The organism is Labrenzia sp. THAF187b (assembly GCF_009363375.1).
Lineage (GTDB): Bacteria > Pseudomonadota > Alphaproteobacteria > Rhizobiales > Stappiaceae > Roseibium > Roseibium algicola.
Map to the genome: position 1 here is coordinate 17,261 of NZ_CP045344.1, position 18,039 is coordinate 35,299.

Genomic DNA, 18,039 nt, shown 5'->3' on the forward strand with positions numbered 1-18,039 from the left:
CAACAGGGGTGGGGTGATATGAAAAGAAGTGCTTTTCTTCTGATTTTGGCCAGCCTGCTGACCGGGGGCGCACAGGCTGCCGATCTGGCCCAGGCGCCTGCTCCGGTTGAAACACCGGATGTGCGTGTCGACCGAACGTGGAAATTCGTCGTCGCGCCTTACCTGCTTGCCCCGACAATTCAAGGAAACAGCCGTATCGGCCGACTGCCCAATACGTCGCTCGACGTTTCCCCCGGAACCATTTTCGAGAACCTTCAATTCGGGGCGATGGGTCATTTCGAGGCGCTTTACGACAATCGTTTCGGCGCGACGCTGGACGTGGCCTACATGGACCTTGGCAAGGGCCGCAGTTTTCCGCGTGTTGGCGGCAGTATCGATGCTGGCGTCAAGCAATTGGTGACCGAAGCCTTCTTCGGCTACCGCTTCTGGCATCAGGACCGGAACTGGGCCGAAGCCTATGCCGGGGGCCGCTGGTGGTACAACCAGCTGAAGGTCAGTGCCAACACGCCGGCCAACACCTTTACCCGAACAATCACAGAACAATGGATCGATCCGGTGATCGGCGTTCGCGGGCAGGTTTTCGTGGCACCCAAATGGTCGCTGTTCGGCAGCGGTAACGTCGGTGGTTTTGGCCTGGTGTCGGACTTCACCTGGGGTCTGCAAGGCGGTGTCGGCTATCACTTCAATGATCGTGTCGCGCTGCATTTGCAATACAAGGCAACCGGCGTCGATTACGACAACGGCAAGTCCGGCCAATCAGCCTTCAGCTATGACACGGTCACACACGGCCCATTGATGGGAATTGCCATCAGCTTCTAGGACGCAGGCAGGGACAACAAGTCAAAAGGCCGGTTCCTCATCGGGACCGGCCTTTCCATTTCGTGCTACGACTTCGTCGGAAGATCACGAAAGCACGTCCGTTGCCTTGTGATCCGCGTCGACGCCTTCGATCAGGAACACCTCGCCCACCGCCTTGTTCAGGCGTAACGGCAGGATCGTCCGGTAAGCCGGCGATGCATACCAGGCCTCGGCCCGTACCCGGTCAGGAAACGCAATCACGATGAGGTCCCCCTGGAACGCGCCTTCCAGCTGAAATTTCTCGCCTCCATGGATGATGAAGCGGCCGTCAAAAGGTGCCAGCGTTGCGTCGATCCCTTCCAGATAGGCCACGATGTCGGGCCCCATTTCGATTTCGCGCAGATGGCCGATAGCGTAACAGGTCATGGTCCGGCCTCTTCAAGCAAGCGGTTGCGCAATGACGGGCTGAAGCCTCGCGGCTTTCCACTCCAGCCAGGTGAAGCAGAGCACGACGACAGCCTGCGCCAACAGGAACGCCCAGCCCAGCACATTGGGCGCAATCAGGCCCGCCAACGGCAGCAGCAAACTGGCCAGCACCCAAAGAAGATTGCCGGCAACGACCAGGCTTGACGCCCAGACAGGCACCTGACCGGCAAACGCAAACACTCCCATGAAAACCGCTACCGGAAACAGGGCCAGACCTGCCCAGAACAGGAGCTCGCCTGGAAGTGCCGTTAGCCCGGCAATCCATCCGGATGCGCCGACCAGCAGGACACCCATCACCGCACAGGTGAGCGCGTCAAACCTTAGAACCACCTGTAACGGAACACCTGAATTCGATTTGGTCATCATCTGTCTCCACTCATGAAATCCACCCGCACACTGCAAGTGCGATGACAAGAGGATTGCCAATCGAAGTTCTGAAGTCGATTACTTCGCAGGTAATTGAATCTTCGAAACTGCACCGGCAGGGTAGTGCTCATGAAACGAACAGCGGAAACGGCGGGTGACTTGCTGCGCCAGTGGCGACAACACCGGCGAATGAGCCAGCTTGCACTGGCCAGTGAAGCGGATATCTCTCAGCGCCACCTGAGTTTTCTGGAATCAGGACGGTCTCGTCCGAGCCGGGACATGGTGATGCATCTTGCCGAACAGCTGGATGTCCCCTTGCGTGAACGCAATGCCATTCTCGTTGCGGCAGGCCATGCCCCGCAATATCCGCAGCACGGGCTGGATGAGCCTGAACTTGCCGCGGCAAGCGCTGTTGTCCGACAGATCCTCGACGGACATCTGCCCCACCCTGCCCTTGCCGTGAACCGGTATTGGGAGCTGCAAGCCGCCAATCAGGCGATCTTTGCCCTGCTGGACGGCGTCGCGCCGCACCTGCTGGAAGCACCGGTAAATGTGCTTCGTCTCAGCCTGCACCCTGATGGTCTCGCCCCACGCATCCTCAATCTCGGTGAATGGCACGCCCATATTCTTGCACGCCTCGCACATGAGGTAGATCAGTCCGCCGACCCGAAGCTTGCCGCGCTCAGGGACGAACTCGCCGAGATGGCTTCGGACCGGTCGCCCAAATCACGGAACGAGGCACCGTCACAGAAGGGACGCATCGCCGTTCCGCTTTATCTGCAAGGCCCCAACGGAACATTGAGCTTCCTGAGCACCACGACGGTGTTCGGCACGGCCGTGGATGTCACCTTGTCCGAAATCGCCATCGAGGCCTTCTTTCCCGCAGACGAGGAAACGGCAAGGCAGATGAGTGCCTTGAGCGCAGGAAGCGCAGGCGGCCGTTCTTGAACCGCCCGCGCTCCGGACTCAAACGTGTGCCTTGACGATCAGGATCATCGGGCGCTCCATCTCTTCCGCCAACGATGGCATGGCTTCGATCTGCTCTTCACCGGGGAACCATTCCAGTACATGATCGACCGTGAAACCTGCCGCGATCAGCGTGTTGAGCGTGGAGCCGATGGTACGGTGGTATTTGACGACGCCATCGGCCAGCCAACTGGTTTCCCGTGCTCCTTCGCGAAGATACTGGTTGACCGGCCAAGACTTCCGGCCGTTCAGCTCGATCCATCCAGGTTCTGCTGGTGCCATGAAGATCGGGTGTTCGATGCTGAAGACGAAACTGCCTCCTGCCTTGAGTGATCTGAAGATCTCTCCAGCCAGCCGGTTGAAGTCCTCGATATAGTGAAAGGCGAGCGAACTGTAGACCAGGTCGAAGGCAGCCTGAGGCAGCTTCAGGGTTTCCAGGTCAGCAGTCCGGTAAACGATCGCATCGTCTTCGGTTTCGTCCCGCGCACGGGCAAGCATGTTTTCAGACAGGTCGAAACCAAGTACATGCGCAGCACCAGCGCTCCGGACCCAGCGGGCAAACCAGCCGAACCCGCAGCCGAGATCTGCAACGTGCAGCCCATTTGCTTCCGGCAACAGTGCCCGGATAGCAGGCCATTCGGGAGCCCCGTTAAGGCCGAACTGCGACCTGGGCAGCTGGCTGTAGCCTTCAAAAAAGGCCGGTTCGTCATAGATGTTTTGTGCCATTTATTTCTCCATCAGAGTGCCGATGGACGGCGCGCACCGCAACAGGCAAAGCCCCGCCCGATCCGGCGGGGGTGCAGGTGCGCGAAACGCTTGAAACTCAGCGTACACAATCAGCCTGCATCCCGCCTATTGGGATGCAAGCGAGCCGGGACACGATATGAGTATCTTCTTCGCACATGAGAGCATCATTAGGAGCGCCCCTGGTACCTGTCAACGAGTTGCAGGTTTCTGGCGCGGTTCGCCCTGGCGAGAAGCAGCTACTTCCCGCAAATTGCGAAGAGGCCGGCTCTGGAGGTAATGCCAAGCTTTGCGTAGGCGCGTTTGCGGTATGTGATGACTGTCGAAGGAGCAACGTCGAGATCCGCCGCGATCGCCTCCGCCTTGCGTCCGGACAGGATGCCCAGACACACCGAACGCTCCCGCTCGCTGAGCGCCGCCAAAGGCGGTGGCAGATCCGTGTCCGATGCCTTTTCGAAATGGAGCAGAGCCAGACGGCCTGCAAGACGTGCAAGATCCGGATCACACAGGGGAGCGGCAGGATCGCTTTGATAGAGGCTGACGAAAAGGCGCAGTTTTTCTCCGACCGCAAGCAATGTCGTCTTTGCCAGCATGCCGGGATTTTCGAAAAAGAGCTTCCGGTAGTCTGAGCTCATCCGGCCCTCGATCTCGTCCAGCCGGCTCAAGGTCACGGACTGAGGCGGTGACGCCACCAGGTCGGGCAACAGTGGATCCTTGAGAAACCAGCCGTCGAGATAGGTCTCGGCAAGTTTTCCGGCCATGACGGAGCGGCTGAAGTGCCACGACAGCAGACAGCGAGCCTGCGTGTGCTCGATTGCAAAAACCATGATCTGGTCGACACCGAACGTTTCGACAAACGAGACAAAGGTCTGGGCAAACCGATCCGTGCCCAGATCCGCAAGGCAGGCTTCGATGTGACAGGCTGTGGTGTGTCCGTCCGGAGTGCTCATTAAATGCTGATAGCATGTCCTCCCCGAAAGGGGACAGACGCGAGACGGCAAGGCTCCTAATCTTCTGCCAACAATCAGGGAGGATCCTCAAATGAGGCCAGCCGGACGTGCCGAAACGGACTCGCTCTATTTCACCTATCCGCATTTCGAAGCGCCGACGGACCGTGCGCATCTGACCCGGCCTGCACGTGTTGCCATTGCCGGAGCGGGGCCGGTCGGCATGACTGCCGCGCTGGCACTTGCCCGCGAAGGAATTGCTTGCGTTCTGTTGGATGCGAAGTCCACCTTCAACGACGGCAGCCGCGCGATCTGTATCGCCCGGCAGAGCTACCACATTCTCGACCGGCTTGGCGCAGTGGAGCCCTTCCTGGACAAATCACTCGGCTGGACCACAGGGCGCAGCTTCTATCGCGGCAGGCAGATCCTCGAATTTGAAATGCCGGACAGTCCGCGCGAGAAATACCGGCCAATGTACAACCTCGAACAGCAATATATCGAGCAGTACCTGTGGGATGCGATCCAGCGGGAGCCGCTGATCGAAACAAGATGGCAAAGCCGGGTCTGCGGTCTGGAAGATCTTGAGCAGGGTGTGCGACTGACAATCGAGGATCCGCTTGGCACCTACCAGATGACCTGTGACTGGTTGCTGGCGGCGGATGGTGCTCGCAGCACCGTCCGGAGCTTGCGCGGTCTGCGGCTCAAGGGCGAGAATTTTGAAGGCCGCTACGTGATTGCCGACGTCCAGATGGAGCATGATTACCCGACGATCCGACGCGCCCTGTTCGATCCGGATTGTCGCCGGGGCGGAACGATCCTTGTTCACAAGCAGCCCGACAACATCTGGCGCATCGACTATCAGCTTCGCGATGGCGAGGACGAAGCCGAGGCAATCCGCGAGGACACTGTGCGTGCCTCAGTGGCCGCGGTTCTGACGGAAATCGGTTATGACGGAGACTGGGACCTGGAATGGTGGAGCATCTATTCGGCCAACACCCTGGCGCTGGATGACTACCGCGACGGCCGGGTGTTTTTCATCGGCGACAGCGCGCACATCGTGCCGATCTTTGGAGTACGTGGCCTCAACAACGGTCTCGCCGACGCCCATAACATTGCCTGGAAACTCGCCTGGGTACTGAACGGCAAGGCCGGTCCGGATCTCCTCGACAGCTACACTCCCGAGCGGCGTGGGGCGACGCTGGATGTGTTTCGGAACGCCTCCAAGTCTGCCCGTTTCATGACACCTCCGACGGCAGGCTGGCAATTGATGCGCGACGCAGCTCTCAATCTTTCGCTCAGCCACTCCTTTGCGGGAGAGCTCGCCAACCCGCGCCAGATGACACCCTACACTTATGCCGACAGTCCGGTAGTTACCCCGGACGACGAAAACTTCGAAGGTGGACCAAGACCCGGCGCTGTCTTGGCGAACGCGCGAGTTGGTGACGGGTTCCTGTCCGACTTGCTCGGTGGCGGGTTCTCGCTGATCGCGTTCAGTAAAGAGGTGGCGGATCTTCTTGCCGACCTGGATTTTACCCGGGTCGTGCTGCAGCCGGGCTCGGAAGCAGCTGAAGTGCTCGCGGCTTCCGCCGGCAGTGCCTATCTTGTCCGGCCCGACATGCACATTGCAGCGCGCTGGCAAACCGCTTCACCAGAGGCAATCCGCCAAGCTCTCGAGCTTGCAGTAGCTGGAGGAAAAGCATGACGCCCGCCGATCTGGAAACCGTTTACGAAGCCTTGGCCGAACAGCTCGATGCCATCGGATCCGCTCAACGGGAGCTTTACCTCGCCAAGCTCGCCTTGCTGCTGGCGCATGAGATCGCCGACGCCGGTCGTGCGCGCTCGCTTGTTGCCGAAGCTGCCAGCAATCTCGAAGTATGACGTCAGCGCAATTGAGCGGCGGATTCTTTTGAACGGTGCCCCTCGGCTCGTCATCCCCGACGCAGCGAAGCGGAGATCCGGGACCGGTGAGCCGGGGCCTCTCGTTTGAGCGGCCTCAAAAGATGGCTCCTTGGCTCCCCGATCCCGGCTCGCACTACGCCTGGCAGGGATGACGCCGGTGGGTGAAACCGGAAGTCCTGGCTTCGAACCGGCTGACCTCGCTTTAGGCGAGCGCCGCGATTACGATGATCTCGACCTTGTATTCCGGGGCTGCCAGTTTGGCTTCGCCGGTAGCGCGTGCCGGCGGGTTTGCCGGATCAACCCAGGCGTCCCAGACCTTGTTCATCTCGGCAAAGTCCTTCATGTCGTCCATCCAGATAGTGGTCTGGAGAATGCGGCTCTTGTTGCTGCCAGCCTGCTCCAGAAGGGCATCGATGCGCTCCAGGATCGTCTGGGTCTGGTTGGTAACGGTGTCACCAGGATTGCCGACCTGACCGGCAAGATAAACGAGACCGCCGTGGATAACAGCCTGGCTCATACGCGGGCCAACTTCCAGCCGTTTGATGTCGGACATGATTGATTTCCTTCTTGTCTTGAAACAGACGCCCGCTCAGAACAAGCGGGCGGGATCGAGAGCAGCCACTACCTTCTCGGGCAGTTCGCTCGGACGTTTGAGACAAAGATCCGCAACGAGCCGGGAGAGCGCTGGGGCCGTTTGTACGCCGTAGCCGCCCTGACCGGCAAGCCAGAAAAACCCTTCCGCATCCGGTGCAAATCCAACCACAGGCGTGCGGTCCGAAACGAAGCTGCGCAGGCCTGCCCAATTGCGCTCGACGCGCGTGACGGGCATCGTCACGGCCTGCTCGAACCGGTGCAGACCTTCAGCCAGAACCATGTCATCGGCCCAGGCATCGTGCGGCTCCACCGGGTCTTCATCGGCAGGCGATACCATGAACTTGCCGGCATCCGGCTTGGCATACCATTGCTCCGATGCGCTGGCGACGAGCGGCCATTTCGTGACATCGACTCCATCCGGCGGCGGCACGATGGCCGCCGAGCGGCGCATGGGCACCAGACCGACCTTGCGAACGCCTGCGAGACCCGCGATCTGATCCGCCCAGGCCCCGGCTGCATTGATGAGGACCGGCGCTTCGAAGGCCCCCTTGGGCGTCTCGACACGCCACTGCCCGCCGCTTCTGAGAATGCGCTGCGCGGGCGCTTCCGTTACGAACCGCGCCCCGGCCTTGCGTGCAAGCCGGGCAAAGCCCTGCAACAATCTGTCGACGTCGATATCCTGTGCGTCCCGCTCGATGGCAGCAGCGGCAATCGTTTCCTTGCGAAGCAGTGGAAACAGGGCAACAGCTTCTTCCGCCGTCAGGACTTCCATACCGTCGGCACCGTCCAGATAGGCCTTGAACGCGTCCAGTTCGTCCTCGGTCGCAATCAGCATTTCACCACGGGGCGACAGCAGGCTTTCCTCCGATATCCCTTCCGGGTTCTTCAGAACCGGTTCAGAAGCTGCATTCAAGGCCCGCAAGGTGGCATTGCCGTAGTTGCGGATGAAGATGGCGGCGGAGCGACCGGTCGCGTGCCGGCCAAGCGCATCTTCCATTTCCAGCACGGTGACCTTTGCGTCCGGCGCAAGCCGTGCCGCGGCCCCGGTGCCGGCAATGCCGCCGCCGATGATCAGAAAATCCGATGTCTCGATCATGCGTCCTGGAACCCTTTCAGGAAACTGGTGAGGTTCTGGCCGAGTTCTTCCGACAGGTAACCGCCTTCCTGCACGAACAGCACCGGCAGGCCGAGCTTCGCGATGGCGGCACCAATCCGTCCGAACCCGGGAGTGGTGATGGCGAGTCCCTTGAGAGGATCTTTTTCATAAGCGTCGAGCCCCAGGGCAACAACCAGAATATCGGTGCCGAAGGCCCGAATGTGGTCGAAGGCCGTTTCCAGGGTTTTCAGGTACGCGTCATCCCCGGTGCCGCGTGCCAGGGGCAGGTTGAGATTACAACCCCGTCCCGCGCCCTCGCCGCGCTCATGGCCGTGGCCCCAGAAGAACGGATAGAACCGCACCGGATCGGCATGCAGCGAAACGGTGAGAACGTCACCGCGCTCATAGAAGATGCCTTGCGTGCCATTGCCGTGGTGGACGTCGATGTCGAGGATCGCCGGACGCTTGCCTGCCTTCAGAAGCCTTTCGGCTGCAATGCCGGAGTTGTTGAGAAAACAGAAGCCGCCCGCCAGATCGGCGAATGCATGGTGACCGGGAGGGCGCGACAGCACATAGGCGGCCTGTTCCCCGGCCGCCACCATGTCCGCACCGTGGATCGCACTTTGGGCAGACCAGTAGGCCGCTTCCCAGGTACCGGCTGCGATTGGACAACTGGTATCGGCCTGATGGAACCCGGCCTGACCGACTGCGGAGCGCGGATAACTTGCCGTGCGCCGGTCCGGATGAATGTTCGGGATGACCTCGTCGGATGCTCCCTCGATCCGGCTCCAGCGTTCATGGATGGTCTGAAGAAAAACGAGGTATTCCGCAGAGTGGAGGGCGGCAATCGGGCCGAGTCCATGGTCGTCCGGCACCTCGAAACGACAGCCCGCTTCCTTTGCACCTTCGGTCAGGACCTCGATGCGCTTCGGCTGTTCCGGATTGGCCAGCCTTGTGCCGTTTGCCATGAAATGCTTGGGATCGTGCACCCATTGGCGGTCGTCAAAAATGGCTTTCATGAGCGGTCCCTCAATTTGTCGAGTGCCGGTGCGCGCAGATCGAACACGGTTTCGCCTTTCCGTGGCGCAAAACCGAGCCGTTCATAGAAACGGCGTGCATCCGGATTGTCGTGATAAACGGCGAGCTTCAGAAAGACCGGCGTCCAGCTATCAGGCGCAAGGTCCAGACTGGCGGCAAGCAGGCGCTGGCCCAGCCCTTCTCCGCGTGCTTCTCCATCGACCCAAAGATCGGAAACATAGAGACCGGTGCCACCACGCGTCGTCGAAAAGACAGGCGAGGCTTGCAACACGCCGAGTGTTCGGTCGTCAGAAGGCCGGATCGCAAGCAGCGCAAAGAAGGCGGGAGTTTCCGAGAAACCGTGGCGGATCACATCATCGAGACTGGCGACGTGAGTGTCGCCCATATCGGCAGAAAGCTGGAACAGCGCTGCGTGAAGCCTTTCGGCATCACCCCGCTCCGCCCGCCTGATCGTTATGTTGCTCATGATCAGAAGGCCGTCTCGCCGGCCCCTTTGAGGCCCAGCATCTGCCGGGCTTCTTCCGGTGTTGCGACCGTTCGCCCGAGTTCCTCGACAATCTTGCGGATCTTGGTGACCTGCTCCGCGTTGGAGCGGGCCAGCTCACCCTTGGCGATGTAGAGATTGTCCTCCAGCCCGACACGGACATGCCCGCCCATGCTGGCAGCAATGGTGGCGAAAGGGATCTGCTGTCGGCCCGCCGCAAGAACGGAGAAGATATAGTCGTCGCCAAAAAGCTTGTCCGCCATCCGCTTCATGTGCTGCAGGTTTTCCGGGTCCGCACCGATACCGCCCAGAACGCCGAAGACGAACTGGATGAAGTACGGCGGCTTGACGAGACCCCGGTCGGCGAAGTGGCGCAGCATGTAAAGATGCCCGACGTCGTAGCACTCGAACTCGAAACGCGCACCGCGCTGCTGACCCATCTGCGTCAACACGAATTCGATATCCCGCGGTGTGTTCTTGAAGACGAGATCATCCGTTCCGCGCAGGAAAGGCTGCTCCCAGTCATGCACCCACGCGTCGTAACGGTCGGCCAGCGGATAGAGCGCAAAGTTCATTGTGCCCATGTTGAGCGAGCACATTTCCGGTTCTGCCTTCAGCGGACCGGCAAGCCTGTCTTCCAGGCTCATGATCGCGCTGCCACCGGTGGACAGGTTGAGCACCGCGCCGCAGCCCGCCTTGATCTCCGGAAGGAAGGCCATGAAGTCGGCCTCCCGTGCCGACGGCTGGCCGGTTTCCGGATTTCGGGCATGAAGATGCAGGATTGCGGCGCCCGCCTCGGCAGCGCCTATCGCCTGGCCTGCAATCTCGGCAGGCGTCACCGGCAAGTGAGGCGACATGGTGGGTGTATGAATGGAGCCCGTGACGGCACAGGTGATGATGATCTTGTCTGTCATGTCTTGAATGTCAGCTGGCTCTGGCCTGTTGCTGCGAAATCCTGTCGAGAAACTGGCGGAGAGAAAGGTCGAGACCTTCGATGATCTCGGCTACATGATCCGGTGTCGAGATCATGGGGGGCGCAATCAGGAAGTGGTCGCCGCTGTAGCCGCCCCGCGTCCGGCGGGAATAGATGATAAGGCCATTCTCATAAGCAATATCGACCAGTTCGTTGAAGGCGTTCAGTTCCTTTGCGAGCGGTCTCAGGCTTGCTCGGTCCTCGACCAGTTCGAAGGCCAGCAACAGCCCTTCGCCGCGTACGTCGCCGATGATCGAATAGCGGTCCATCAGCTTTTTCAGTTCGCTCTTCAGGAGCGCCCCGGTCTCGGCCGCGTTCTGGCACAGGTTTTCCCGCTCGATCTCTTCCAGCACCGCCAGACCGGCAGAGCAGGCAAGCGGATTGCCGGCATAGGTGAAACCATGCAGGAAACCGCCATTGTCGAGCACGTTGGTGACGATGTCCTTGTGCGCAATCATGGCGCCCAGAGGCGCATAACCAGCAGCAAAGCCTTTGGAGATCACCAGAATATCCGGATCGACATTCCAGTGTTCACCGGCGAAGAACTTTCCGGTCCTCCCGCCACCGGTCATGACCTCGTCATGGATCAGCAGGACGCCATAGCGCGTACAGATCTCGCGAATGCGTTGCATGTACCCCTTCGGCGGCACGAGCGCGCCGGTGGAGGCGCCACCGATCGGCTCGACAATAAAGGCCAAGATCGTTTCCGGGCCTTCGGACAGGATCTTTGCCTCCAGCATGTCGGCGTAGTGTCTGCCCGTTGCCTCGTCGTCCGGATCCAGTCCGTCGAGATAGGCACGCGGTGCCGGGATCTTCGGCATCGGCCGCATCATGGGGTCGAACGGCGCAGTAAGGGGTGCGTAGCCTGTCAGGGCCAGAGCGCCGAGCGTGCAGCCGTGATAGCTCGGTTCGCGCGAGATGATCTTGTAACGCTGCGCCTGTCCGATCGCGATGGCGTTCTGGCGGGCCAGCTTGATGGCGCTCTCCACCGCTTCCGACCCGCCGGAAACGAAGAAGACCTTTTCCAGCCCCTCGGGCGCCAGTGCGGCGGTCCTGGCGGCCAGCAGTTCCGCAGGCTCTGTCTCGAAATGGAGGCGGTAACCGAAGGTGGACTTGTCCATCTGCTTGCGCATTGCCTCCAGCACGCGCGGGTTGGAATGGCCGATGTTGCAGACCATCGCCCCGGACGAACCGTCGAGATAGCGCTTGCCGTCGACGTCCCACATGTAGACACCGCGCGCCTGGTCCAGAACGGGCCGGCGCTGACGAGACTGATAGAACAGATGAGAGGTTTGCGGACGGCTCATGAAGCAGCTCCAGGCAGGGCTGCGCAGTCGCGCGGACGGAAGCGAACGGAGACATCCGAGCCTTCCTCGAAAGGGTGCTGATCGATCATGTTGATCACCTGAAGTTGCTGGTCGCCGACACGCACGAAATACCGTGCCGCCTGCCCCTGGTAGTCCACCGCCTCGACCTTGCCGTCGAGCGCGATGCGATCATCCGCCGGAGCGGATTTTTCCGCCAGCAGAAGTTTTTCAGCCCGGATAACAAGCTGTGCAGGACCGGCCTGCGAAAGATTGGGGGCCTTTTCCCTCGGCACATTGATCTTGCCGAAGTAAGGCAGTTCAAGGGACAGCTCATGCCCGTTCACCGCCTGGCACGTCGCTGGCAGAATGTTGGAGATGCCCAGGAAGCGCGAAACGAACTCGCTTGCAGGCGTGTTGTAAACCTCCTGCGGCGTGCCGATCTGCTCCACACGTCCGTTGGACATCACCACGATCCGGTCGGACATGGCGAGCGCTTCGGACTGGTCATGGGTAACGAAAACGGTGGTGATGCCGATCTGATGCTGGATGCGCTTCAGCTCGACACGCATGTCCTCGCGCAAGTTGGCGTCGAGCGCGGACAGCGGTTCGTCCAGAAGCAGCACGTCCGGCTCTATGACGATGGCCCGCGCCAGCGCGATACGCTGCTGCTGACCACCGGAAAGCTGCTTGGGATAACGGTCGCTGACATGGGGAAGCTGAACCAGTTCCAGCGCATCGCGCACTTTCTTTTCGGCATCCGCCTTCGGGATATCGCGGTATTTCAGGCCGAAAGCCACATTTTCGGCAATCGTCTTGTGCGGAAAGAGCGCGTAGTTCTGGAACACGAGACCGAGGTTTCGCCTGTGGATCGGCACATCGTTGATGCGTTGACCCTTGATGGTGATATCGCCTTCGGAAGGATCGATGAGACCGGCGATCATCCTGAGGGTGGTCGTCTTGCCACATCCGGAAGGGCCGAGCAGCGTTACGAAGCTTCCGTCCGGGATGTCCATGCTCATCCGGTGAACGGCGGTAAAGCCACCGAACTTCTTGACGATATTGTTGAGGGAAACCGCGCTCACGCAAATTCTCCAGGTCCTGGGGAGAAGACGACCTTCCGGCAATAACTGCCGGAAGGTACTGGGTCAGTGATGGGGCCGTACCGGGCTCAGTACCCCTTCTGGATCCGTCCGAACATCTTGGACCAGTCCTGTTCGTGACTGTTCCAGTATTCCGGATTGGCGAAGGTCAGACCGTCAAGCGTGCCGGTCGGATCGAACGCCGGAAGAGTCGGGATCTTCTTGCCGAGATCGACCTTTGTCGGGTCAAGCGCCGGCGGGTAGTTCTGGCCTTCGGCGACCGCGATCGAGGTTTCGGGCGCCAGCATGAAGTTCAGGAGTTCCTCGCAGGCTTCCATTGGCGAGCCCTTGATCACGAACAGGCATTCCTGCCAGCCGAAACCGTTGGGCGGATCGATATAGCCGATGTCATGACCCTGCTCCTGAAGGGCGTAGATCCGGCCGGACCAGCCCTCGGTAACGTAGATTTCCTCTTCGGCCAGAAGGCTCATCAGTTCCGCACCGGACTGCCAGTATTTCAACAGCAGATCGCGGTTGGTGCGCACAGCCTGCCAGACGGCATCCATATCCGTTGCGTTGTTCGGATCCTGATCGGTCTGCAGCGATGCGTACCAGATGCGGGTGCGCCAGTCGGACCAGCCGCCGATCTTGCCCTTGTAGGCTTCGTCGATCAGGAGCTTTGCACCCTTTTCCTTGGCTTCGTCGTCGGAGATGTATTTCCGGTTATAGGCAATGCCTGTGGTGCCGTAGTCATAAGGCACGCAGGACAGCTTGCCGTCGGTGACACCGCGGAAGACGTCGGTGAGTTTCGGGATCACGTATTTCAGGTTCGGGATGTTGTCCTCGTTGAGCGTCGAGTTCAGCCCGAGATTGACATAGCGTGCGTAGTCGAAGACGCCTGACAGGTGCGCGATATTGTATTCGCCTTCCTGGCTGGCCTTGACGCGCGACAGATATTCATCACCGCCGCCGAACGTTCCGTCGACAACCTTGATGCCGGTCTCTTCGGTGTAGGGATCGAAGGCATATTTGCGGAAGGCTTCCGAGACGACCCCGCCCCAACCGTCGAAGCGGACTTCCTCCGTCGCGGCCATGGCATGGCGGGCAAAGGGTGTCTGCACACCGTAGGCCAGACCGGCTGCCCCGATCAGCCCGAGAAACTTGCGGCGGTCGAGATCACCGTTGAGATAGCGTTCGCGCAGACGCTCATAGCGTTTGGTATTGTCCATCTTGTTTTCCACTCTGGTTCTTGTGTCGGTTTCTTGCTTTGATCACGCGGTTCTAACCGCCGCGCTGCATGGCCATCCGCCGGGCGATTGCCAGCCCGAGAAGCGGCAGGCCGACGGTCAGGAAAATCATCACGGTGCCGAGCGCGTTGATCTCCGGGGAGATGGAATTGCGCAGCATGGCAAAGATCTGGGTGGGCACGGTTTCGACGCCGCCCGGCTTCCAGAACAAGGTACCGGTGATATCGTCGAAGCTGATCGTGAAGGCGAAGAGCATGCCGGCGAAGACCGCCGGGGCCAGCAGCGGCAGCGTGATCTGGAAGAAGGCCTGCACGGGACTTGCGCCAAGGCTGAGTGCGGCTTCCTCGTAGTCGCGGCGGATGCCGACAAGGCGGGCCTGCACCACCAGGATGACGAAGGGCAGCGTGAAGATGACGTGCCCCATCAGGAGCAGGAAGAAGCTCTTGTTGATCGACAGGAAATTCAGGAACAGCAACAAGGCGACCGCCAGCACCACCTCCGGCACCAGGATCGGCGCAATCAGGAGGGTGGAGATCAGGTTGCGGCCGGGCACGTCGTAGCGCACCAGGGCAAGACTTGCCAGAACACCAAGTGTCGTGGAAATCAGCGCGGTCAGGGCACCAAGGACAATCGAGGTCTGGAACGCCCGCAGGATGGCGTCGTTTCCGGCCAGTTCGACGAACCAGCGGAACGAGAAGCCGGTCATCGGAAAGCTGCCGAACTGGCTGGCGTTGAAGCTGAGCAGAACCACCACCGCGACCGGCAGGAACATGAACAGATAGACCAGCAGCGTGTAGGCCCGGATCAGTTGCCACCCCATCAGCCAAGCCCCTTCATCAGTTGACCCATGCCGAGATAGTGGTTGTAGATCAGCACCAGGGCGCCGAGGACGGCGAGCAGCATGAGCGAGAGCGCAGAGCCGAGCGGCCAGTTGAGCTGTGTGATGATCGCCTCGAAAACGAGATTGGCGAACATGGCGTCCGTCGGACCACCCAGAACCAGCGGCGTGATGTAGGTACCGGCGCTCAGCACGAAACAGAGCAGACCACCCGCGGCGAGCCCCGGCAGGGACAGCGGCAAGGTGACTTCCCGGAATGCCTGCCAGCGGGTGGAGCCGAGGGAACAGGCCGCGTCCTCCAGCGAAACATCGATCCCTTCCAGCGCCACATAGACGTTCAACACCATGAAGGGCAGCAGGAAATGCACGAGGCCGAGGATCACGGTCGGCTCGTTGTAGAGCATCTGGACCGGTTCGGAGACGATGCCGAGGTTGAGCAGGGCCCAGTTGACCGCACCCGATACACCCAGGATGTTGATCCAGGACATGGTCCGGATGATGTAGCTGATCCAGAACGGCAGCATCAGCAACAGCAGCAGCAAGGCCTTGTTGCCACGCGAACGGGCAATGAAATAAGCGGCCGGATAGCCCATGACGGCACAGGCAAATGTGGTGATTGCGGCAATCCGCAACGTACCAAGCAGGATGTCCCGATAGAACGGATCGGTCAGCGCCTCGTTCCAGTTGTCCAGGTAAAAGCCCGCCTGGTCAGCGCCCGTGGCCGTGCGCAGCCAGAACGAATAGACGACAATAAAGACGAGCGGCACGAAAAGCAGCAGCCCCACTGCTGTGAGCGCAGGGGAAAGGAGTATCCATGGCTGTCGTTTTTCCCGCGCCTCGACGCTCATGCGCTCAAACCCTGCCAGATGCCTTGTCAAAATTGCTTGACTTCAGCGTCGCAGGCAGGTGTTCATTGATCAAATAGATAATGAAAATTATAACTATAGATCTGATCAATGGCAGATGGATTACGCCCGATCCAGGCAGAGCGGCTTGCCCGCGAACTGGACTGGAACCTGCTGAGAACCTTCATCGTCCTGGCCCAGTCCGGAAGTGTGACGCGGGCGGCAGACAGACTGCGCCTCAAGCAGCCCACCGTTTCCAGCGCACTGAAGCGGTTGGAGGACCGGTTGGGACGCAAGCTCATCAATCGCAAGCCGGGTCAGTTCGAGCTGACGGAAGCCGGCCAATTGCTGTTGAAGGAAGCCATCGAGATCCAGGGTTCCATCCTGAGGCTCGGGACCCTGATGCGTGACGTCACCGACGAGATCCGCGGCCACGTCGAAATCGCCATGGCCAGTCACGTGGTTTCGCCGCTCTATGACGACACTCTGCGCGAGTTTCACGAACGGCACCCGGCCGCAACCCTCACCATCAACGTTTCGGCCAGCAAGGACGCACTGGAAGCCGTCACGTCCCGCCGGGCTTCGCTCGCCGTCTGCCTGGTGCGCGAACGCAATCCAAAGCTTGAGTACCTGCGCCTTTTCCGGGAGTTTTTCGGCCTCTTCTGCGGTCCGCCTCACCCGCTTTACGGCAAGACCAACCTGACAAAGGCCGACCTTGCCGGCCAGTCCGCTGTCAGCTTCGTGACCGACCGGCTGGAAGACGCCCTTCGTCCGGTAACGCTGATGCGGGCGGAAGCGGATCTTGAAGACCGGATCGTCGGCACATCGGCCAACCTGGAAGAAGTCCGGCGCATGATCATTGCCGGACTGGGCATCGGCCCTTTGCCCGTCCACGTTGCCAAGCGGGACATTCGAGAGGGTCTTTTGTGGCAACTCCCACCCTATGACGCGCTGCCGGAGATCGACGTTCATGTGGTCTGGAACCCGAAGGCGAAACTCAACCGCGCCGAACAGGCCCTTCTGGACATGCTGCTGGAAAAGATAAGGCAGACGCCGATAGAGGAGCGGACCTATCGATGACATACATCGTGGAGCACTGGCCAGCCGGCTTCTTTACCAACCCGAGCGACCAATACGGGAAACCCGGTAGCGGCCCGTTGCATTCCCCCGCTGACGTTGTAAAACTTTCAGGACGTTACGAAAAATTGGCGATCAACGCCGTCCGGGTCGAAGGGGTAGGAAGATGAATGGTGTGCGGTTCGCCTGGAAAATGCTCTTCCTTGCACTGGTAACAGTGGCCCTTCTTCAGTCGCCTGCCAATGCGTCAGAAGATTTCCTTGAAGGCGGCTGGACCCTGCAACGGGATGCATCGTCCCTGCGTTTCCAGTCGGTCAAGAACCTGACCATCGTTGAATCCAGCTCTTTCGCGGAATTTGAAGGCGGCATAGACGATACCGGCAACGCCAGGGTCCGCATCTTTCTTGATTCGATCGATACGAAAATCGACCTCAGAAACGTGCGCATGCGGTTTCTCTTCTTCGAAACGTTCGAGTTCCCTGAAGCCGTCATCACGACGAAAATTGATGCGTCAGCCCTGGCTGACCTTCCTACCGTCAAACGCAAGACGATCCCGCTTGCTTTCAATCTCGATCTTCACGGCGTCTCAAAACCGTTCGAGGCCAATGTTACGGTGACCTATCTGAGCGAAGACCTGGTTGCCGTTTCGAGCACCGCGCCGGTGTCTGTCGCAGCTTCCGACTTCGCCCTCGGTGGCGGTATCAAGAAGCTCGAGGAAGCCGCTGGCGTCGTCATCGTGCCATCGGCAACGGTCTCTTTCGATTTCGTCTTCGCCCGCAAATCGGGCGAAACGGAGGAGGACGATGCCGACGACCAGACCCAGCAGGCGGCCGCTTCTCAGCCAGCCGCAAGCACCGCGCTTGAACCGCAAGGCAACCTGGACAACGAGGCTTGCACCGGCCGGTTCGAGATCCTGTCCCGCACGGACAACATTTACTTTCCAAGCGGCAGTTCGCAGCTTGATCCGCGGAGCCAGCCACTCCTGAACAGCCTTGTTGACATCATCATGAGATGTCCTGAGCTGACCATTGAAGTCGGAGGACATACCGACAGTGACGGCAGCGATACATCGAACCTGGCCCTGTCCGAACGCCGGGCGGGTGCGGTCAAGCAATACCTCGTCTCCAAGAACGTTCCCGACAGCAGGATCAGGAGTGTCGGGTACGGTGAAAGCCGTCCCGTAGCTCCGAACACCTCTGCGGAAGGAAAGCAACGCAACCGGCGGATAGAGTTTGTCGTTGTCGAATAGGTCCAA

General features: G+C 60.2%; 20 protein-coding genes. 6 read left to right on the plus strand and 14 right to left on the minus strand.

Annotated elements, in window-relative coordinates:
- The first annotated feature begins 18 nt into the window (after positions 1-18).
- Positions 19-819 carry a hypothetical protein gene (locus FIV03_RS00100; protein WP_152508258.1) on the plus strand — a complete coding sequence of 267 codons (801 nt, stop codon included), beginning with the start codon at positions 19-21 and terminating at the stop codon, positions 817-819.
- A gap of 84 nt (positions 820-903) precedes the next feature.
- On the opposite strand, the gene FIV03_RS00105 is transcribed toward FIV03_RS00100, so the two are convergent.
- Positions 904-1,224 carry a DUF1330 domain-containing protein gene (locus FIV03_RS00105; protein WP_152508259.1) on the minus strand — a complete coding sequence of 107 codons (321 nt, stop codon included), beginning with the start codon at positions 1,222-1,224 and terminating at the stop codon, positions 904-906.
- Positions 1,225-1,236: 12 nt separating this feature from the next.
- Positions 1,237-1,647: a hypothetical protein gene (locus tag FIV03_RS00110; RefSeq protein WP_209009812.1), complete on the minus strand. Its 411-nt coding sequence runs from the start codon at positions 1,645-1,647 to the stop codon at positions 1,237-1,239.
- 132 nt (positions 1,648-1,779) lie between these two features.
- Between FIV03_RS00110 and FIV03_RS00115 the strand changes: the two genes are divergently transcribed.
- Entirely contained in the window at positions 1,780-2,598 is an 819-nt protein-coding gene (locus FIV03_RS00115) for a helix-turn-helix transcriptional regulator (protein WP_152508261.1), read from the plus strand.
- 18 nt (positions 2,599-2,616) lie between these two features.
- Here FIV03_RS00115 and FIV03_RS00120 read toward each other — a convergent pair whose 3' ends face one another.
- On the minus strand, positions 2,617-3,342 hold the full coding sequence (locus FIV03_RS00120) for a class I SAM-dependent methyltransferase (protein ID WP_152508262.1): 726 nt from the start codon (positions 3,340-3,342) through the stop codon (positions 2,617-2,619).
- Positions 3,343-3,599: 257 nt separating this feature from the next.
- Positions 3,600-4,310 (minus strand): LuxR family transcriptional regulator, encoded by a 711-nt coding sequence (locus FIV03_RS00125; protein ID WP_152508263.1) that lies wholly within the window; start codon positions 4,308-4,310, stop codon positions 3,600-3,602.
- 91 nt (positions 4,311-4,401) lie between these two features.
- Here FIV03_RS00125 and FIV03_RS00130 point away from each other — a divergent pair, with 91 nt between their 5' ends.
- The gene (locus FIV03_RS00130; protein ID WP_152508264.1) at positions 4,402-6,009 is read left to right on the plus strand and encodes an FAD-dependent monooxygenase; all 1,608 of its coding nucleotides are present in this window, start codon (positions 4,402-4,404) and stop codon (positions 6,007-6,009) included.
- Positions 6,006-6,185 carry a DUF2783 domain-containing protein gene (locus FIV03_RS00135; RefSeq protein WP_152508265.1) on the plus strand — a complete coding sequence of 60 codons (180 nt, stop codon included), beginning with the start codon at positions 6,006-6,008 and terminating at the stop codon, positions 6,183-6,185. The genes FIV03_RS00130 and FIV03_RS00135 overlap by 4 nt, the downstream gene beginning before the upstream one ends.
- A 223-nt stretch (positions 6,186-6,408) precedes the next feature.
- Here FIV03_RS00135 and FIV03_RS00140 read toward each other — a convergent pair whose 3' ends face one another.
- The 10 genes from FIV03_RS00140 to FIV03_RS00185 form a co-directional block, all read right to left on the minus strand.
- On the minus strand, positions 6,409-6,759 hold the full coding sequence (locus tag FIV03_RS00140) for a RidA family protein (protein WP_023001906.1): 351 nt from the start codon (positions 6,757-6,759) through the stop codon (positions 6,409-6,411).
- A 36-nt stretch (positions 6,760-6,795) separates the two neighbouring features.
- Positions 6,796-7,896: an FAD-binding oxidoreductase gene (locus tag FIV03_RS00145; protein WP_152508266.1), complete on the minus strand. Its 1,101-nt coding sequence runs from the start codon at positions 7,894-7,896 to the stop codon at positions 6,796-6,798.
- Positions 7,893-8,915: a histone deacetylase family protein gene (locus tag FIV03_RS00150; RefSeq protein ID WP_152508267.1), complete on the minus strand. Its 1,023-nt coding sequence runs from the start codon at positions 8,913-8,915 to the stop codon at positions 7,893-7,895. Before FIV03_RS00150 ends, FIV03_RS00145 begins: the two co-directional genes overlap by 4 nt.
- Positions 8,912-9,400, minus strand: coding sequence for an N-acetyltransferase (locus FIV03_RS00155; RefSeq protein ID WP_152508268.1), 489 nt, complete (start codon positions 9,398-9,400; stop codon positions 8,912-8,914). The genes FIV03_RS00150 and FIV03_RS00155 overlap by 4 nt, the downstream gene beginning before the upstream one ends.
- A 2-nt stretch (positions 9,401-9,402) precedes the next feature.
- On the minus strand, positions 9,403-10,332 hold the full coding sequence (locus tag FIV03_RS00160) for a 3-keto-5-aminohexanoate cleavage protein (protein WP_062490162.1): 930 nt from the start codon (positions 10,330-10,332) through the stop codon (positions 9,403-9,405).
- A 10-nt stretch (positions 10,333-10,342) separates the two neighbouring features.
- On the minus strand, positions 10,343-11,698 hold the full coding sequence (locus FIV03_RS00165; RefSeq protein ID WP_023001911.1) for an aspartate aminotransferase family protein: 1,356 nt from the start codon (positions 11,696-11,698) through the stop codon (positions 10,343-10,345).
- Positions 11,695-12,780, minus strand: coding sequence for an ABC transporter ATP-binding protein (locus FIV03_RS00170; RefSeq protein ID WP_152508269.1), 1,086 nt, complete (start codon positions 12,778-12,780; stop codon positions 11,695-11,697). Before FIV03_RS00170 ends, FIV03_RS00165 begins: the two co-directional genes overlap by 4 nt.
- An 86-nt stretch (positions 12,781-12,866) precedes the next feature.
- Positions 12,867-14,006: an extracellular solute-binding protein gene (locus tag FIV03_RS00175; protein ID WP_152508270.1), complete on the minus strand. Its 1,140-nt coding sequence runs from the start codon at positions 14,004-14,006 to the stop codon at positions 12,867-12,869.
- Between the two features lie 52 nt (positions 14,007-14,058).
- Entirely contained in the window at positions 14,059-14,844 is a 786-nt protein-coding gene (locus FIV03_RS00180) for an ABC transporter permease (protein ID WP_055657952.1), read from the minus strand.
- Positions 14,844-15,710: an ABC transporter permease gene (locus FIV03_RS00185; protein WP_031269698.1), complete on the minus strand. Its 867-nt coding sequence runs from the start codon at positions 15,708-15,710 to the stop codon at positions 14,844-14,846. The genes FIV03_RS00180 and FIV03_RS00185 overlap by 1 nt, the downstream gene beginning before the upstream one ends.
- 108 nt (positions 15,711-15,818) lie before the next feature.
- Here FIV03_RS00185 and FIV03_RS00190 point away from each other — a divergent pair, with 108 nt between their 5' ends.
- Positions 15,819-16,787 (plus strand): LysR family transcriptional regulator, encoded by a 969-nt coding sequence (locus FIV03_RS00190; RefSeq protein WP_152508271.1) that lies wholly within the window; start codon positions 15,819-15,821, stop codon positions 16,785-16,787.
- 163 nt (positions 16,788-16,950) lie between these two features.
- The gene (locus FIV03_RS00195; protein ID WP_152508272.1) at positions 16,951-18,033 is read left to right on the plus strand and encodes an OmpA family protein; all 1,083 of its coding nucleotides are present in this window, start codon (positions 16,951-16,953) and stop codon (positions 18,031-18,033) included.
- Positions 18,034-18,039 lie beyond the last annotated feature (6 nt).

Bases quoted from the DNA above. Each gene is read 5' to 3' on its own strand.
- FIV03_RS00100 (WP_152508258.1), top strand. From the start codon at position 19: ATGAAAAGAAGTGCTTTTCTTCTGATTTTGGCCAGCCTGCTGACCGGG.
- FIV03_RS00105 (WP_152508259.1), bottom strand. From the start codon at position 1,224: ATGACCTGTTACGCTATCGGCCATCTGCGCGAAATCGAAATGGGGCCC.
- FIV03_RS00110 (WP_209009812.1), bottom strand. From the start codon at position 1,647: ATGACCAAATCGAATTCAGGTGTTCCGTTACAGGTGGTTCTAAGGTTT.
- FIV03_RS00115 (WP_152508261.1), top strand. From the start codon at position 1,780: ATGAAACGAACAGCGGAAACGGCGGGTGACTTGCTGCGCCAGTGGCGA.
- FIV03_RS00120 (WP_152508262.1), bottom strand. From the start codon at position 3,342: ATGGCACAAAACATCTATGACGAACCGGCCTTTTTTGAAGGCTACAGC.
- FIV03_RS00125 (WP_152508263.1), bottom strand. From the start codon at position 4,310: ATGAGCACTCCGGACGGACACACCACAGCCTGTCACATCGAAGCCTGC.
- FIV03_RS00130 (WP_152508264.1), top strand. From the start codon at position 4,402: ATGAGGCCAGCCGGACGTGCCGAAACGGACTCGCTCTATTTCACCTAT.
- FIV03_RS00135 (WP_152508265.1), top strand. From the start codon at position 6,006: ATGACGCCCGCCGATCTGGAAACCGTTTACGAAGCCTTGGCCGAACAG.
- FIV03_RS00140 (WP_023001906.1), bottom strand. From the start codon at position 6,759: ATGTCCGACATCAAACGGCTGGAAGTTGGCCCGCGTATGAGCCAGGCT.
- FIV03_RS00145 (WP_152508266.1), bottom strand. From the start codon at position 7,896: ATGATCGAGACATCGGATTTTCTGATCATCGGCGGCGGCATTGCCGGC.
- FIV03_RS00150 (WP_152508267.1), bottom strand. From the start codon at position 8,915: ATGAAAGCCATTTTTGACGACCGCCAATGGGTGCACGATCCCAAGCAT.
- FIV03_RS00155 (WP_152508268.1), bottom strand. From the start codon at position 9,400: ATGAGCAACATAACGATCAGGCGGGCGGAGCGGGGTGATGCCGAAAGG.
- FIV03_RS00160 (WP_062490162.1), bottom strand. From the start codon at position 10,332: ATGACAGACAAGATCATCATCACCTGTGCCGTCACGGGCTCCATTCAT.
- FIV03_RS00165 (WP_023001911.1), bottom strand. From the start codon at position 11,698: ATGAGCCGTCCGCAAACCTCTCATCTGTTCTATCAGTCTCGTCAGCGC.
- FIV03_RS00175 (WP_152508270.1), bottom strand. From the start codon at position 14,006: ATGGACAATACCAAACGCTATGAGCGTCTGCGCGAACGCTATCTCAAC.
- FIV03_RS00180 (WP_055657952.1), bottom strand. From the start codon at position 14,844: ATGGGGTGGCAACTGATCCGGGCCTACACGCTGCTGGTCTATCTGTTC.
- FIV03_RS00185 (WP_031269698.1), bottom strand. From the start codon at position 15,710: ATGAGCGTCGAGGCGCGGGAAAAACGACAGCCATGGATACTCCTTTCC.
- FIV03_RS00190 (WP_152508271.1), top strand. From the start codon at position 15,819: ATGGCAGATGGATTACGCCCGATCCAGGCAGAGCGGCTTGCCCGCGAA.
- FIV03_RS00195 (WP_152508272.1), top strand. From the start codon at position 16,951: ATGAATGGTGTGCGGTTCGCCTGGAAAATGCTCTTCCTTGCACTGGTA.